The sequence below is a fragment of the Sulfitobacter geojensis genome (assembly GCF_000622325.1).
In the GTDB taxonomy this organism is placed as follows: Bacteria; Pseudomonadota; Alphaproteobacteria; order Rhodobacterales; family Rhodobacteraceae; genus Sulfitobacter; species Sulfitobacter geojensis.
In genome coordinates this window covers 3,384,508-3,399,636 of the sequence record NZ_JASE01000005.1, presented here as the reverse complement: position 1 = coordinate 3,399,636, position 15,129 = coordinate 3,384,508, and the positions used below count along the sequence as shown (strand labels likewise).

Sequence of the window (15,129 nt, the reverse complement as noted above, 5' to 3'; positions counted from 1 at the left end):
GCCGACATATGACATCCACAGACATCAACGCGCAGCCCGAAGGCGGCGCAAACAAACTATATTTCGCGGCATGGCGCTGGCATTTCTATGCGGGTCTTTTCGTCATTCCATTTCTTGCCATTCTGGCGGTGACAGGCATGTCCATGCTTTGGATTGCATGGGTCGACGGGCGCGACGGAGAGCGCACGGTCGTCGTGGCCCAAGACACCGTCCAGCCGGTTTCTGTTCAGGCGGAAGCCGCCGTTGCGGCCATCCCCGACGGGACGTTGAAGCAATACGTCGCGCCCCGCACAAACGATGTTGCGGCATTGTTTCGGGTGGATGCCGACGGTGACGCAGTCATGGTTGCTGTCGACCCCTATACTGCAACCGTGGTCGAGACCTTTCCGCGCCGGTCCGGCTGGTATGATTTTTTCGACAATATCCACAGCGATCTTATGCTGGGTGTGACTGGCGACCGTATTCTTGAAACAGCGGCGTCCCTTGCGTTGGTTCTGGTTGCGACGGGCCTGTATATGTGGTGGCCGCGCGGTGGCGGGGTGCGCGCGGCATTTGTCCCGCGCATTGGTCGCGGGCGTGCGCTTTGGAAATCGCTGCATGGCGTTGTCGGCATCTGGATTTCACTGTTTCTTGTGTTCTTTCTGATCTCGGGCCTGTCGTGGGCTGGTATCTGGGGCGGTAAAATGGTGCAGGCGTGGAGCCAGTTTCCTGTCGAGAAATGGGACAGCGTCCCGCTATCGGACGATATCCATGCCAGCATGAACCATGATCGCCGCGAAGTGCCTTGGGCGTTGGAGCAGACGCCAATGCCGGCCTCTGGCAGTGCTGCAGGTATCGCAGGCACCGATGGTCCTGTGACGCTGGATAGCGTGGATGCCTTGGCGCGCGACATCGGATTTGATGCCCGTTATCAACTCAATGTGCCGCAGTCGGATACAGGCGTTTGGACCCTCAGCCGCGATTCCATGAACACCGACAGTACGGACCCGATGTCCGACCGGACGGTTCATATCGACCAGTTCACAGGCAAAATTCTGGCGGACGTCCGGTTCGCGGACTATTCGCTTGCCGGAAAAGCAATGGCGGTCGGGATCGCCTTGCATATGGGCACGCTGGGCCTGTGGAGTGTTCTGGCCAATTCGCTCGTGTGTTTGTCGGTACTATTTCTGTGCGTGAGTTCTGTTGTGCTGTGGTGGAAACGTCGTCCTGCCAAATCGGGCCGCTTGTCGGCGCCGCCGATGCCGAAAGAGCTGCCGCTGTGTCAAGGCGCAGTGCTGGTGGGGCTCGGTATTTCGATGGCTTTTCCTTTGGCCGGATTGGCATTGCTGACGGTGTTGGCTGTAGACCTGTTGATCCTGTCCCGCCTGCCAAAGCTGCGCAGCAGCTTGACCTGATATATCTTTGCGCCGTCCTGTTCGGGGCGGCGCTTTCGGGTATTCTTAACTCCTCCATTGACTCCCCCCTGAACCCCCGTATAAGCGCGCATTCATTGGTGTTGGTGGCCCTCGCAAGGGGATGCCTGTCGGGGTTCGCCCAAAGGACAACGCCCTTTACCGCCCCTTACGCAATTCTGCCGGGGCCCATTGAAGGAGAACAGCCGTGACCAAACGCACCGCTGCCAAACATAAACTTGACCGCCGCATGGGCGAAAACATCTGGGGCCGTCCAAAGTCACCAGTAAACCGTCGCGAATATGGCCCCGGCCAGCACGGTCAGCGCCGCAAGGGCAAACTTTCCGATTTCGGTATCCAGCTGCGCGCCAAGCAGAAGCTCAAGGGCTACTACGGCGACCTGACCGAAAAGCAGTTCCGCCGCATCTACGGTGAAGCCGAGCGTGTAAAAGGCGATACAGGTGAAAACCTGATCGGTCTGCTGGAGCGTCGTCTGGACGCGGTTGTGTACCGCGCCAAGTTCGTGGCCACAGTATTTGCTGCACGTCAGTTCGTGAACCACGGCCACGTCCGTGTGAACGGCAAAAAAGTGAACATCCCTTCCTACCGTGTAAAAGAAGGTGACGTGATCGAAGTACGTGACCGTTCCAAGCAGATGGTTGCACTGCTCGAAGCCACCCAGTTGGCAGAGCGTGACGTGCCTGATTACATCGATGCAGATCACTCCAAAATGACCGCGACCTTTACGCGCACCCCGACTTTGGGTGATGTGCCGTATCCGGTTGTTATGGAACCAAACCTCGTCGTGGAATTCTACGCGAAGAACTAATCTTCCTCAGAACTTCCAAGCCAATCACAGGGGCTGCGACGGGAAACCGCCGCGGCCCTTTGCTTTTGGTACTGGTCGTGCCCCTCCCGCAAGGCTAGAACGGCTTGAACTTAAAGACAGGACGCGCAGATGACGCAGATCGCACCGCAGCCCGGCATTATGGACATCACACTTTACCAAGGTGGCGCTGCAACAGTGGCCGGCCTTGAAAACGTGGTCAAATTGTCGTCGAACGAAAACCCGTTGGGTCCGTCACAGGCCGCAATCGAGGCGTTTCGCCGTGCGTCCTTTACGCTGCATCGCTATCCGTCGACCGACCACGCCGCACTGCGCACGGCGATTGCCGAAACCCATGACATTGATGCAGACCGCATCATTTGCGGGGCCGGGTCGGATGAAATCATTGCCTTTTTGTGTCAGGCATATGCGGGGCCGGACACCGAGGTGCTGCACACCGAACACGGGTTCGGCATGTACCGGATCAACGCATTGGCTGCGGGTGCCACACCGGTGGAAGTGGCCGAGCGCGAGCGGGTCACCGATGTGGACGCGCTGCTTGAGGGATGTAGCGACAAGACCCGACTGGTGTTCATGGCGAACCCCAACAACCCGACGGGCACGATGATTGGCGCATCAGAAATTGCGCGGCTGGCCGATGGATTGCCGCCCAAGGCGCTTTTGGTGCTCGATGGTGCTTATGCCGAATATGTCGAAGGCTATGACGGGGGCGCGTCCCTTGTCGACAGCCGCGACAATGTGGTGATGACGCGGACGTTTTCCAAGATTTACGGTTTGGGTGGATTGCGCATCGGCTGGGGCTACGGACCGCAGCATGTGTTGGACGTGCTGAACCGTGTGCGCGGTCCCTTCAACGTCAGTCAAGCGGCGCTGAGCGCGGCCGAAGCCGCCGTGCGTGATACGGCTTACCTTGAACATTGCCGTGCCGAAAACGCGCGGTGGCGGACATGGATGGCGGATGCTTTGGCTGAAATCGGGGTGCCGTCCGATGTGTCTTGTGCCAACTTTGTTCTGGCCCGTATGGCCAGTGCGCAAGATGCGGAGGACTGCAACGCCTATCTGTCCAGTCAGGGGCTTCTGGTGCGTCCGGTGGGCAGTTACAAATTGCCCAATTGCCTGCGGATCACCGTAGGGGACGAGGCCAGCTGCCGCCGTGTGGTACATGCGATCCGACAGTTTAAAGAAGGTGCCGCTGATGCCGCAAGTGTATGAACGTGTGGCCTTAATCGGCCTTGGGCTGATTGCATCCTCAATGTTTTGGGCGATGAAACGCGGCGGACTGGCGGGCGAGGTCACGGGATACGCCCGTTCGGCAGAAACGCGCGAGACAGCGCGCGAGATTGGATTGTGCGACAGGGTCTGCGATACGCTGGGGGATGCTATTGCGGATGCTGATCTGGTCGTTCTTTGCGTACCGGTGGGCGTGATGGGCGCGGTAGCCGCGGAAATTGAACCCTTCCTGAAAACGGGGGCGACGGTGACCGATGTGGGATCGGTGAAGGCGGACGTGATTGCACAGGTCGGCCCGCATATCCCCGAAGGCGTCCACTTTATCCCAGGCCACCCCTTGGCGGGAACGGAACACTCCGGCCCGCGCTCTGGCTTTGCCGAATTGTTTGAAAACCGCTGGACCTTGCTGGTGCCGGTCGCAGGCACAGAACCGGCCGCCACCGCAAAGCTGCGCAGCCTGTGGGAGGGTATGGGCGCGCTCGTCGATGAGATGGATGCGGAACACCACGATCTGGTGCTGGCAGTGACCAGCCATGCGCCGCATCTTATCGCTTATACGATGGTCGGCGTGGCCGATGATCTTCAGCGCGTGACAGACGAGGAAGTGATCCAGTATTCGGCCACCGGCTTTCGCGATTTTACCCGTATCGCCGCGTCTGACCCGACCATGTGGCGCGATGTTTTCTTGTCCAACAAGGACGCAACATTGGAAATTCTAGGCCGTTTCACGGAAGAACTGTTCGCGCTGCAACGGGCGATCCGGCAGGGCGACGGCGACCATCTGCATGCCTATTTCACACGCACACGGGCGATCCGGCGCGGCATTATCGAAGCGGGGCAGGACATTGACGCGCCAGATTTCGGGCGCGGCGGCGAGCGCAACAAATGACGCGGTTCTGGGTCTTAGGGCTGGTTCTGGCCTCTGCGCAAATGGCATGGGCGGCGGACCCTGCGGCGTCTTTGCGTCCAACGCCGCGCGGCGGGAATGCAGTGGAGCAACCTATAACGCTTGAGCAATCCGGCGCGCTGGCCCAACCGCAACAAAGCGCCGAACAAGATGCCGCCAAGCAGCGCGGTGGTTTGTTTTCCTCGCTGCGCCCGTTGTTTCGCAGTCCGAAAGCCGCCAAAGAGGGGCGCGCGAAGAAAAAGCTGTTGGCCAAGGGGGCAGTCTGCGGCGATCTTGCCATTCAGGGTGAGCGCGTCGGACGCGTAACGGGCAAGCTGCGCGGCTGCGTGATTGAAGACGCTGTGCGGGTGCGGTCAGTTTCTGGGGTCGCCCTGAGCCAGCGGTCGGTCATGGATTGCAAGACAGCAGATGCGTTGAAAGTCTGGCTGGACGGTTCGGCAAAACCGGCCCTGTCCAAACAAGGCGGCGGTTTAAGCAGTATTCGGGTCGCGGCCCATTATGCCTGCCGTACTCGCAACAACCAGAAAGGTGCGAAACTGTCCGAGCATGGCAAAGGCCGCGCGATTGACATTTCGGGGTTCAGGCTGGTCAACGGTACCGAAGTCAGCGTCCTGAAAGGCTGGAACGCGAAACGCTATGCCAAGGCGATGCGCCGGATGCACAAAGGGGCCTGCGGGCCGTTCGGTACGGTTTTGGGTCCCAAGGCGAACCGGTTCCATCTGGATCACTTCCATTTCGACACGGCGCGGTATCGGTCCGGCAGTTATTGTCGATAATCAGGGGTGGAACAGGCGCGGGGCTGGTCCGATAGGGATCGGGCCCAGAAACGCGCGCCCTTGGGTGAACTGCAACTTGAGATCCAGTTGCGATGGATCGTTGCCCAGATTTGACAATGCGTTCAACATGATCTCTGCCTGCGCAATCATGTTGGGGGCAATCATGCCGGATTTTTGAGCAAGATCAAAGGCATCGCGCCAGTTCTCAACCAGCAGATCAAGCTGGCCATCAGGTATGCCTGATGCGTCGATGCGCAACGCGCCTCGCAGGTTCAGCTTTAACGGGCCCCAATTCAACGTGGCGCGTCGAACGGCGATCTCACGTGGCTGAGGACGGCGGTTTTCCAGCGTGAAGCGGTCAAGCGGGGCGTCAAACGCAACGGTGCCGTGCGCTGACAGATCATCCAGCGCCAAGGGCCAGTCAACTGGCAGCGACAAGGCGGAGCGTACGATGCCGGCCGGAACCAACTGATAAGCGTCCAACGCGAATTGGTAGCTTTCCGGCGTTTCCCCTTGGGTCACCGCGGCGCTGAAACCCTGCGCGGTCAACAGCTTGCCTTGCGGCAGGTCGATCTGTAATGCACCGCCGGTCGTGATGATCCGGTCCAATTCTAACGCAAGGCCCGGGCGCAGCCTGACGGCGGCTTGGGCATCGGGTGCGGTGATGGTCAGCGAGACCGGCGGCGTGGCGATATGCACAGGCGTTTGCGGCAAACGCACTGTGACGTCAGCGGGCCAATATGCCGGCGCGACCACGTCCAGCCCGTCTGCGGCAAGGCGCAGGCCGGTTTTCGGGTCCGACAGGGCAAGTGAATCTAGTGCGACATTGAATTTGATCGGAAACCCGCTCAACTCGATCGCGCGTACATCGGTCTGCCAACCGGTCGCGCGGCGCTCCGCCAACCAAGTGTTCAGGCCGCTTTGCAGGGCGGTCGTGGCGAGCATCCACCAGCCCCCCCAAAGCACGCCAAGCACCGCAATTGTCCAAACCAGCTTGCGCACCTGCAATACCCCTTTAACTCAACCTTCAGATGCGGTTTACCGATGCAGACAAAGAAGGACCAGTGCGATGGCAATGTGGGTATTTGGATACGGGTCACTTTTGTGGAACCCGGGGTTTGAAGTCGCGGAAAGCGCGATTGCCAGTTTACCCGGCTATGCACGGTCGTTCTGCATGCGCTCGATCCACCACCGAGGCACTGTTAACGATCCGGGGCTGGTGCTGGCGCTGGATGAGCAGCCGCAGACCGCATGTTCGGGGATGGCGCTGCGCGTGATGGACGGAGTGGAAGACGCGACCCTGGCCTATCTGCGGGAACGTGAACTGATTTCATCCGCCTATCTTGAGAAAATGCTGGATGTGACCCTTTCAGATGGCCGTGTGGTGACCGCGGTGGTTTACGTCATCGACGAAAGTCACGAACAATACTGTGGTGGCTTGCCGTTGGAAGAACAGGCGCAGATCATTGCAAAAGCCGTTGGCGGGCGGGGGCCGAACACCGAGTATCTTTATAATACAGCCGATCATTTACGTACTGTCGGACTGGAAGATGCGGAGCTGAACTGGCTTCATGCGCGTGTGAAAACGCTGGAAGGATAAAACCTTGGCAAAGTTACACGATTTCAGTGTATTCTGTGCAAAGAGCAGTAAGAACGGGTCAGGAGAAACGACCTAATGGCGCAATCAGAACGCGCAGAGCGACCGCAGTTTTCCCAGCCGTTCCGTCAGATTTCCTTGATGTTGATCGTGCTGGCCCTCACCGGCTTTGGTGCCTTTCTGGCGCTGCCGTCGGTCTATCCTATTTTCGCGGCCAACCCCTATTTGAACGGGGTCATCATTCTGGTGTTTTTCATCGGCGTTTTGGCATGTTTTTATCAGGTTTATCAACTGATTGGCTCGGTCCGCTGGATCGAGAATTTTGCCTCTGACGCGCCTGATCCGGAAACGGTAGCCCCCCAGCTTCTGGCCCCTTTGGCGTCCTTGTTGCGCACGCGCGGTGCACGGATGCAGGTTTCGGCCACCTCGACACGCTCGATCCTTGATTCCGTTTCGACGCGCATTGACGAAGCCCGCGAAATCACGCGCTACATCGTCAACATGCTGATTTTCTTGGGCCTTTTAGGAACTTTTTACGGGCTTGCCACAACCGTACCGGCGGTGGTCGACACCATCCGCAGCCTTGCCCCGTCCGAAGGGGAAGACGGCGTTGATGTGTTTGGCAAGCTGATGACGGGTCTTGAGGCACAATTGGGCGGCATGGGCGTTGCTTTCGGCTCGTCCTTGCTGGGGCTGGCAGGATCGCTGGTCGTTGGGCTGTTGGAATTATTTGCCGGCCACGGTCAGAACCGGTTTTATCAGGAACTCGAGGATTGGCTCAGCTCCATCACCCGCGTCGGGTTTAGCGCGGGGGAGGATGCCAGCGGCGAACAGGCCGCAATGGCGGGTGTGCTGGATCACATGTCCGAACAAATGGTCACCCAAATGGAAAGCTTGCAGGGGCTGTTTGCGAAATCCGAAGCGGGCCGTGCCGTGGTTGATGAAAAACTGGGCAAACTCGCGGATGCCGTGGACCGAATGACCGAACGGATGCAGCAGGAAGACGCCGCTGCCGCCGCGCTGGACCGGATCGCGGGAGGGCAGGAAAAGCTGATCAGCACGCTTGAGGGGCACAGCAGTGACGGAATGGATGCGGAAAGCCGGATGCGGCTGCGTTCGATTGACGTCCAGATGTTGCGTATTCTCGAAGAGATCTCGGCGGGGCGTCAGGAAACCATGGCCGAGCTGCGCCAAGACATTTCCCTGCTGGCCAAAGCGATGTCCGGCCCACGCCTTGCAACGCCGCCCCGTCGTGTGCGCACGCCCGAAAATCCGGGCGGAGGAGAGCGCTAGATGGCACTCTCGCGTCGCACCGGTGCGCGATTCCAAAGCTCGATCTGGCCCGGCTTTGTCGATGCGATGACCGGTTTGCTGCTGGTGCTGATGTTTGTTCTGACCATCTTTATGGTGGTTCAGTTTGTACTGACCGAACGCATCACCGGACAGGAAACCGAACTCGACACGCTGGCGGGTGAGGTTGCAGCATTGGCACAGGCGCTAGGGCTTGAAGAACGCGATAATGCACAACTTGAAGCGCGCTTGGGCGCGTTGAACGCGTCGCTGCAAACGGCACAGGATCAGGCGACAGAGCAGGCTGCAGTGATCGCGTCGCTGACAGCGCAGCGCGACAGTCAGGCAGAAGAATTGGACGCGGCCGCAGGAAAAATCACGGCGTTCGAGGCACAGGTTGCCGGGCTTTTGGCAGAGCAAGAACGTGATCAGGTCGCGTTGTCTGATTTGCAGGCCCGCGAGGCGCAGCTGATCAGCGATCAAGAGGCGCTGAATTTGGCATTGGCTACCGCGCGGACAGAAATTGACGCACAGGCGGAAGCCGCGCGTTTGTCAGCGGCGCGCCGTGAAGCGCTGGATGCGCTGGTCGCCGATCTGCAAGCGCGCAATGCGCAAAGCGAGGCACAGGTGGTTGCGTTGCAAGGACAGGTCGACGCGGGTGCCGAAGCGCTGAGCGCGGAAGAAGCCGCGCGATTGGCCGAGGCTGCGGCAGCAGAGGCATTGCGGGCACGTCTGGCGGATGCTGATACAGAGCTTACAGCGATGACTTTGGCGCTTGAGGCACAGCGCCAAGAGGCCGAGGACACGCTGACCTTACTGGCGGCAGCACGGGCCGCAGAAAGTGATCTGGATCAGAAACTTGCGGAAACGCTGATCCGCCTCCAGTCTGCGGAGCAAGGGGCGCAAGCGGCGGCTAGTGCGCAAACGGATCTTGCCGCAGCGAATGCCGAGATTGCGCGGCTTGAGGGTGAGGTTACGCAGCTTGGCAATACCGTGGCAGACCTGCGCGGGACGGTCGCGGCAGAGCAGGCTGCGACGGAGCAGGCGGCGCAATCAGGTGCTGCGCTGCAAGGGGAACTGACAGCGGCAGAACAGGAACTGAACCGCTTGCGCGCAGATGTGGCCGCGCAGGAAGCGCAAGCAGCGGAGTTGAACACAGACCGGGAGGCATTGCGGGCGCGATTGGCGGCAGCAGTGGCGGCACGACTTGCTGCGGAAACAGCCGCGCAGGATCAAGAAACGCAGGCAGACACGCGCGCCGCGCTTCTGGCTGCTGCCCGCTCCGCCTTGTCAGAAGAAAAAACAATAAGCGCCGAAGCGCAGCGCCAAACCGAGCTGCTAAACCAGCAGGTTGCGGCATTGCGCACGCAATTGGGCAACCTGCAATCCTTGCTTGATGATGCCAAAGCCCGCGATATTGCCAAAGAGGTCGAGCTGCAATCTTTGGGGGCTGAATTGAACACAGCCCTTGCCCGTGTCGCCGCCGAAGAACGCCGTCGTGCGGAGTTTGAAGCGGCGGAACGTGCACGGCTTGAGGCTGAGGCGCTTGCCCTGAAGGAAGAAACCAAGGACCTCGAGCAATATCGATCCGAGTTCTTTGGCCGTCTTCGCGACGTGCTGGGCGCACAGGCAGGCGTGCGCATCGAAGGGGACCGGTTTGTGTTTTCTTCCGAGGTGTTGTTCCCCCCCGGTGGCGCGGTCCTGTCAGATGAGGGGCGCGGCGAGATTGCGAAGGTTGCCAATATTTTGCGCTCTGTGGCGGGGGATATTCCGGCAGAGATTGATTGGGTCATTCGGGTGGACGGGCATACCGACAATGAACCCCTGTCCGGTTTTGGTGAGTTCGCTGACAACTGGGAATTAAGTCAGGCGCGCGCATTGTCAGTTGTGAAATACATGATCAATTTCCTTGGCATCCCGCCTGATCGACTGGCGGCAAACGGGTTTGGTCAGTATCAACCGGTCGCGGCGGGTGACAGTGAGGCCGCGCGCGCGCAGAACCGGCGGATTGAGCTGAAGTTCACCGAGAAGTAATCGGGCAACTCAACCGTCTATCTGGATCTCGGTTGTTTGGGTGCTGATCTCTTTACCGTCCCGCAGCAAAGTCGCGCGGGCGACATAGGTGCCTATTGGCCATGCGTCACCGCTGCGCAGGCGCTTGCCCACCGCACGAAAAGCCTGCGCATGGCGCCGTGTGAGTTTTCGGTTTTCGCTGATGACCGTGCCTTGGGGACCAGTTATTTCCAACCGCACGATATCATTTTTTTGCGTGCCAAAGCTAAAGCCGTAAACAATCAGGGCAGGGGATGAGACGTTCAAAGAACCGACCGCCGCGATGCCCTCTTTTACGTCCGCATACTCGGGCATTTTGTCGCTGATCCCAACGTCGACGATGCCCCCCGGTTGGTAGATGGGCGTTTGTGCCCAAAGCGTGCTGTCACCGGGGGTGGCACAGCTGACAGTGCCGTCGGGGTCAAACGGATCGACAGGTTTGCCACCTTGACGCACAGACAGATGCAAATGTGGAAACTCGGCGCGACCGGATTGCCCGATCTGCCCCAGTAGGTCGCCCGCTTTTACGGTCTGCCCGTTTCGGATCGCGATAGAGCCTTGTTTCATATGACAGTATTGCGTTTCCCAGCCGCCGGGATGCAGCAGTACAACGCCATTACCGCATTCCTTACCTTCGATGGCGGCGGCGGTTTCTTCGGAATATCCGGTGTCGGGCATCCCGTCGCGAAAACCGCGCACACGACCGTCAGCAGCAGCGAATACGTTAACGCCCGCTTGCATGTCGGCGCGTGTGGGTAAGGCAAAATCGGTGCCCTTGTGCCCATCGTAGCTGAGGCCGGAACACCGGAAATCACGAAAACCGGTACCCGGATCGCGGTCCATATATTGCTGGATGTAACAGGTATCGCCCAAAGTGCAGTCTACCGGCAACTGCAGTGTCAGCCCCTCTGCCGAAGCGATGCCGGCAAAGGGGAGAAACAGGGCCCACAGGCCCCGTTTTATCATTCTGCAGTCAAAAGCGGTGGCTTGTCGCCTGACAACTGGCGTTTCTCGTGATCAAGAATTGTCAGGTCAAGTTCACCTTTCTTGACCCCGACTTTCACCACACCACCTTTGGCGAGTTTGCCGAACAGCAATTCCTCGGCCAACGGTTTTTTGATGTGTTCCTGAATCACGCGGCCCAAAGGTCGCGCGCCCATTTTGTCATCATACCCTTTGTCGGCCAGCCATTCGGCGGCTTTAGTGGTCAGTTCGAATGTCACATTGCGGTCCATCAACTGGGCTTCAAGCTGCAACACGAATTTCTCGACCACGCGCAGGATAACCTCTTTGGGCAGAGCGCCAAAGCTGATCACCGCATCCAGACGGTTGCGGAATTCAGGCGTGAACGTGCGCTCGATGGCGGCGGTATCTTCGCCGGTGCGACGCGCACGGCCAAAGCCGACAGCTTCTTTCGCCTGCTCGGAGGCACCTGCGTTCGAGGTCATGATGATTACCACGTTGCGGAAATCTACGGTGCGTCCGTTGTGGTCTGTCAGCTTGCCGTGGTCCATCACCTGCAGCAGGATATTGTAGACGTCAGGGTGCGCCTTTTCCATTTCGTCAAGCAGCAACACGCAGTGCGGGTGCTGGTCAACCCCATCGGTCAACATGCCGCCCTGATCAAACCCGACATAGCCGGGAGGGGCGCCAATCAGACGGGAAACCGCATGTTTCTCCATGTACTCGGACATGTCAAAGCGCAGCAGTTCAACGCCCAAAGTATCGGCCAATTGCTTGGCGACTTCGGTTTTACCCACACCGGTTGGACCCGCAAAGAGGTAATTACCGATCGGTTTTTCAGGTTCACGCAGCCCCGCACGCGACAGTTTGATCGCGGATGCCAGTGCTTCGATCGCCGTGTCCTGCCCAAAGACCACGCGCTTGAGCGAGGATTCGAGGTCTTTCAACACCACCACGTCGTCCTTGCTGACGGTTTTCGGCGGGATACGGGCAATCTTCGCGACGACGGCTTCGACCTCTTTCGTGCCGATTGTTTTGCGGCGCTTGGAGGCGATGACCAGATGCTGGGCAGCACCGGCTTCGTCAATCACGTCAATTGCGGAGTCTGGCAATTTGCGGTCGTTGATATAACGCGCGGCCAGTTCCACCGAGGTTTTGATCGCGTCGGAAGTGTACTTGACCGAATGGTGATCCTCGAAATAGGGCTTCAGACCTTTCAGGATTTTCACCGCATCTTCGACAGAGGGCTCGTTTACGTCGATCTTCTGAAAACGACGCGCCAACGCGCGGTCTTTTTCAAAGTGCTGGCGGAATTCCTTATAAGTCGTCGACCCCATGGTGCGCAGTTTGCCGCCCGCAAGCGCGGGTTTCAGCAGGTTGGACGCGTCCATTGCGCCGCCGGATGTGGCACCGGCCCCGATGACGGTGTGAATCTCGTCGATGAACAGGACTGCATCGTCATGTTCTTCCAGCTCTGTCACAACCGCTTTCAGACGTTCCTCAAAATCACCGCGGTAACGGGTACCCGCCAGCAATGCACCCATATCGAGCGAGAAGATGGTGGTGTCAGCCAACACTTCTGGCGTTTCACCAGCGACAATTTTGCGCGCCAGACCTTCGGCGATGGCGGTTTTGCCGACACCTGGATCGCCCACCAACAGCGGGTTGTTCTTGCGCCGGCGACAGAGAACCTGAATGCAGCGTTCCACTTCGCTATCGCGTCCGATCAGCGGATCAATGTCGCCTTCGCGGGACTTGGCGTTCAGATCGACGCAGTATTTCTCCAGCGCGGTCTCTTTCTTTTCGCCCTCGGTCACGCCTTGGGTTTCTTCCTCGTGCTCGGGGGCGCCGGCAACCGGACGGGCTTCACCATATGCGGGGTCTTTCGCGACACCATGCGCAATATAATTCACCGCGTCATAGCGGGTCATTTCCTGTTCTTGCAGGAAGTAGGCCGCATTGCTTTCGCGTTCGGCAAAAATGGCAACCAAAACGTTTGCACCGGTCACTTCCGTCCGGCCGGACGATTGCACGTGGATTGCCGCGCGCTGGATGACGCGTTGGAAGGCGGCCGTGGGCACAGCTTCCGAACCGTCAACATCAGTGACCAGGTTGCTAAGATCCTCGTCGACAAACTCGACCAACGTATCGCGCAACTCGTCAACATCGACCGAACAGGCCTTCATGACCTGTACGGCGTCCGGCTCGTCGATCAACGACAGGAGCAGATGCTCCAGCGTGGCGAATTCATGTCGCCTTGCATTGGCCAGCGCCAATGCCGAATGAATTGCCTGCTCAAGTGTATTTGAGAATGAAGGCACCTGCGTGCTCCTTATCCTGTGGGCCGGTGGGGATGCTGTGGTATAACAGGTCCCCGCGCCGACCATGGCCTCTTAGTATTAGAGTTTGGTTGATCGTGGCGCGTCTTCAAGCATTTTCTTGTAAAATTCGCTCACAATTCACGTGATCTTGCTGTTTTGCCTTGTTTAAAGCGCTCAAAAGTTATCTTTCCGTTTGCGGATTTCCGTAAACACCTCTGTGTCGGAGGCGGTTTGCATCCCCAAGGTCGCGCGAACGCCCGGATCGGCAGGGCGCAAAAAGGGATTTGTTTCCAGCTCGGTTGCAAGCGACGTGGGCACTGTGGCTTGCCCCTTTGCTCGTGCCGCCGCGACTTCGTTCGATCTTGATATAAGGGCCGAATTGTCGGGATCAACCGTGAGCGCGAATTTGGCGTTGGATGCCGTGTATTCGTGGCCGGAACAGATCGTGGTTTCAGGTGGCAGAGCCATCAGTTTTTGCATCGATCCCCACATTTGCGCCGGCGTGCCCTCAAACAGGCGGCCACATCCCAGCGCCATCAGGCTGTCAGCGGTAAAACAGGCCTGCGCTGCGGCAACATAGAATGCGATGTGGTTCATTGTATGCCCTGACACATCGAATACCTCGGCTTCCAACGCGCCAAGTTTGATTTTGTCCCCTTCAGCGACGGCATTATCCAGCGGTGGCAAGCGATCTGCGTCCGCCTTTGCCCCCACGACCTGTGCGGGATAGGCGGCCAGCAGATCCGACAAGCCGTCGACGTGGTCCCAGTGGTGGTGCGTTAGCCAAACCTGACTTAACGTCCACCCGCGCGTATCCAGTTCCGCCTTGATCGGTGCGGCCTCCGGTACGTCGATCACGGCCACTTCGCCTGTTTCACCATCGCGCAGCAGATAGGCATAGTTGTCGGACAGGCAGGGAATGGTGATCAGGTCAAAGGGCATGGTGGATTTTTCTGTTGTTGCTATGATTTGACCAGAGTGACACCGCAAAGGCAGGTTCGCAATGCACCTCGACGTCCAAGATCTGCGCAACTTTTACTATCGCCACGCTTTGGGCCGGGCGGCGCAGAAAAGCCTGCGCGGGCGGATGTTGGAACTTTGGCCCGAGGCCAAGGGGCAGACCGTTGTGGGCTTCGGCTTTGCCGCACCCTTGCTGCGCCCCTATCTGAAAGACGCCAAGCGGGTGATTACCCTGATGCCGGGTCCGCAGGGTGTAATGCCTTGGCCTGCGGGCATGCCGAATACATCGGTGCTGACCGAAGAAACCTTGTGGCCAATTGAAACGGGGCATGTGGACAAACTGGTCCTGCTGCACGGGCTTGAGACTTGCGAGCGCCCCTCGGACCTTTTGGAAGAATGCTGGCGGGTTCTGGGGCCGGGCGGGCGTGCTCTTTTCATCGTGCCAAATCGCGCGGGGCTTTGGGCGCGGCGTGACAAAACGCCGTTCGGGTTCGGGCAGCCCTATTCGCCGGGGCAGTTGGACACGCAGTTGAAGAAGCACCAGTTTTTGCCGGAACGCCAGTTGGGTGCCTTGTACCAGTTCCCGTCGCACCAGCGGGTTTGGATGAAGTCGGCCGGACTATTCGAACGCGTGGGGCGCCATATGCCAGCGATCCTCGGCGGGGGGGCCTTTATGGTCGAGGCGACCAAATTAGTGTATCCGCCCAAAGGCACATCAGCGCGCGAACGCAAGCGGGTCAGTGTGTTAAAGGGGCTGTCCGAACCAGCCGTAAGCGGTGCGCGCAGGGTTTAGGG

At 59.0% G+C, this 15,129-nt stretch carries 13 protein-coding genes; 9 read left to right on the top strand and 4 right to left on the bottom strand.

Going from position 1 to position 15,129, the window contains the following annotated elements:
* The first annotated feature begins 8 nt into the window (after positions 1-8).
* From Z947_RS0118595 to Z947_RS0118575, 5 genes are all read left to right on the top strand, one after another.
* Positions 9-1,394, top strand: a complete 1,386-nt coding sequence (locus tag Z947_RS0118595) for a PepSY-associated TM helix domain-containing protein (protein WP_025045788.1) — start codon at positions 9-11, stop codon at positions 1,392-1,394.
* Between the two features lie 205 nt (positions 1,395-1,599).
* Positions 1,600-2,220 carry a 30S ribosomal protein S4 gene (rpsD, locus tag Z947_RS0118590; protein ID WP_025045787.1) on the top strand — a complete coding sequence of 207 codons (621 nt, stop codon included), beginning with the start codon at positions 1,600-1,602 and terminating at the stop codon, positions 2,218-2,220.
* A 129-nt stretch (positions 2,221-2,349) separates the two neighbouring features.
* Complete coding sequence (gene hisC / locus Z947_RS0118585; protein ID WP_025045786.1) at positions 2,350-3,450, top strand: histidinol-phosphate transaminase; 1,101 nt, start codon at positions 2,350-2,352, stop codon at positions 3,448-3,450.
* Positions 3,434-4,357 (top strand): prephenate/arogenate dehydrogenase family protein, encoded by a 924-nt coding sequence (locus Z947_RS0118580; protein WP_025045785.1) that lies wholly within the window; start codon positions 3,434-3,436, stop codon positions 4,355-4,357. Before hisC ends, Z947_RS0118580 begins: the two co-directional genes overlap by 17 nt.
* Positions 4,354-5,151: an extensin-like domain-containing protein gene (locus tag Z947_RS0118575; protein ID WP_025045784.1), complete on the top strand. Its 798-nt coding sequence runs from the start codon at positions 4,354-4,356 to the stop codon at positions 5,149-5,151. Before Z947_RS0118580 ends, Z947_RS0118575 begins: the two co-directional genes overlap by 4 nt.
* On the opposite strand, the gene Z947_RS0118570 is transcribed toward Z947_RS0118575, so the two are convergent.
* Positions 5,152-6,153: a DUF2125 domain-containing protein gene (locus Z947_RS0118570; protein ID WP_025045783.1), complete on the bottom strand. Its 1,002-nt coding sequence runs from the start codon at positions 6,151-6,153 to the stop codon at positions 5,152-5,154. It lies immediately after the preceding gene.
* A 67-nt stretch (positions 6,154-6,220) separates the two neighbouring features.
* Between Z947_RS0118570 and Z947_RS0118565 the strand changes: the two genes are divergently transcribed.
* The 3 genes from Z947_RS0118565 (at position 6,221) to Z947_RS0118555 (ending at position 10,072) form a co-directional block, all read left to right on the top strand.
* The gene (locus Z947_RS0118565; RefSeq protein WP_025045782.1) at positions 6,221-6,751 is read left to right on the top strand and encodes a gamma-glutamylcyclotransferase; all 531 of its coding nucleotides are present in this window, start codon (positions 6,221-6,223) and stop codon (positions 6,749-6,751) included.
* A gap of 75 nt (positions 6,752-6,826) precedes the next feature.
* Positions 6,827-8,041 (top strand): biopolymer transporter ExbB, encoded by a 1,215-nt coding sequence (locus tag Z947_RS0118560; RefSeq protein ID WP_025045781.1) that lies wholly within the window; start codon positions 6,827-6,829, stop codon positions 8,039-8,041.
* Entirely contained in the window at positions 8,042-10,072 is a 2,031-nt protein-coding gene (locus Z947_RS0118555) for a peptidoglycan -binding protein (RefSeq protein ID WP_025045780.1), read from the top strand.
* 9 nt (positions 10,073-10,081) lie between these two features.
* Here Z947_RS0118555 and Z947_RS0118550 read toward each other — a convergent pair whose 3' ends face one another.
* The 3 genes from Z947_RS0118550 to gloB form a co-directional block, all read right to left on the bottom strand.
* Positions 10,082-11,056, bottom strand: coding sequence for a M23 family metallopeptidase (locus Z947_RS0118550; RefSeq protein WP_025045779.1), 975 nt, complete (start codon positions 11,054-11,056; stop codon positions 10,082-10,084).
* Entirely contained in the window at positions 11,053-13,374 is a 2,322-nt protein-coding gene (gene clpA / locus Z947_RS0118545; protein WP_025045778.1) for an ATP-dependent Clp protease ATP-binding subunit ClpA, read from the bottom strand. Before clpA ends, Z947_RS0118550 begins: the two co-directional genes overlap by 4 nt.
* A gap of 174 nt (positions 13,375-13,548) precedes the next feature.
* Positions 13,549-14,316 carry a hydroxyacylglutathione hydrolase gene (gloB, locus tag Z947_RS0118540; protein ID WP_025045777.1) on the bottom strand — a complete coding sequence of 256 codons (768 nt, stop codon included), beginning with the start codon at positions 14,314-14,316 and terminating at the stop codon, positions 13,549-13,551.
* A 61-nt stretch (positions 14,317-14,377) separates the two neighbouring features.
* Between gloB and Z947_RS0118535 the strand changes: the two genes are divergently transcribed.
* A complete protein-coding gene (locus Z947_RS0118535) occupies positions 14,378-15,127 on the top strand; it encodes a methyltransferase domain-containing protein (RefSeq protein ID WP_025045776.1) in 750 nt (249 codons plus the stop codon).
* The last annotated feature ends 2 nt before the right edge of the window (positions 15,128-15,129 follow it).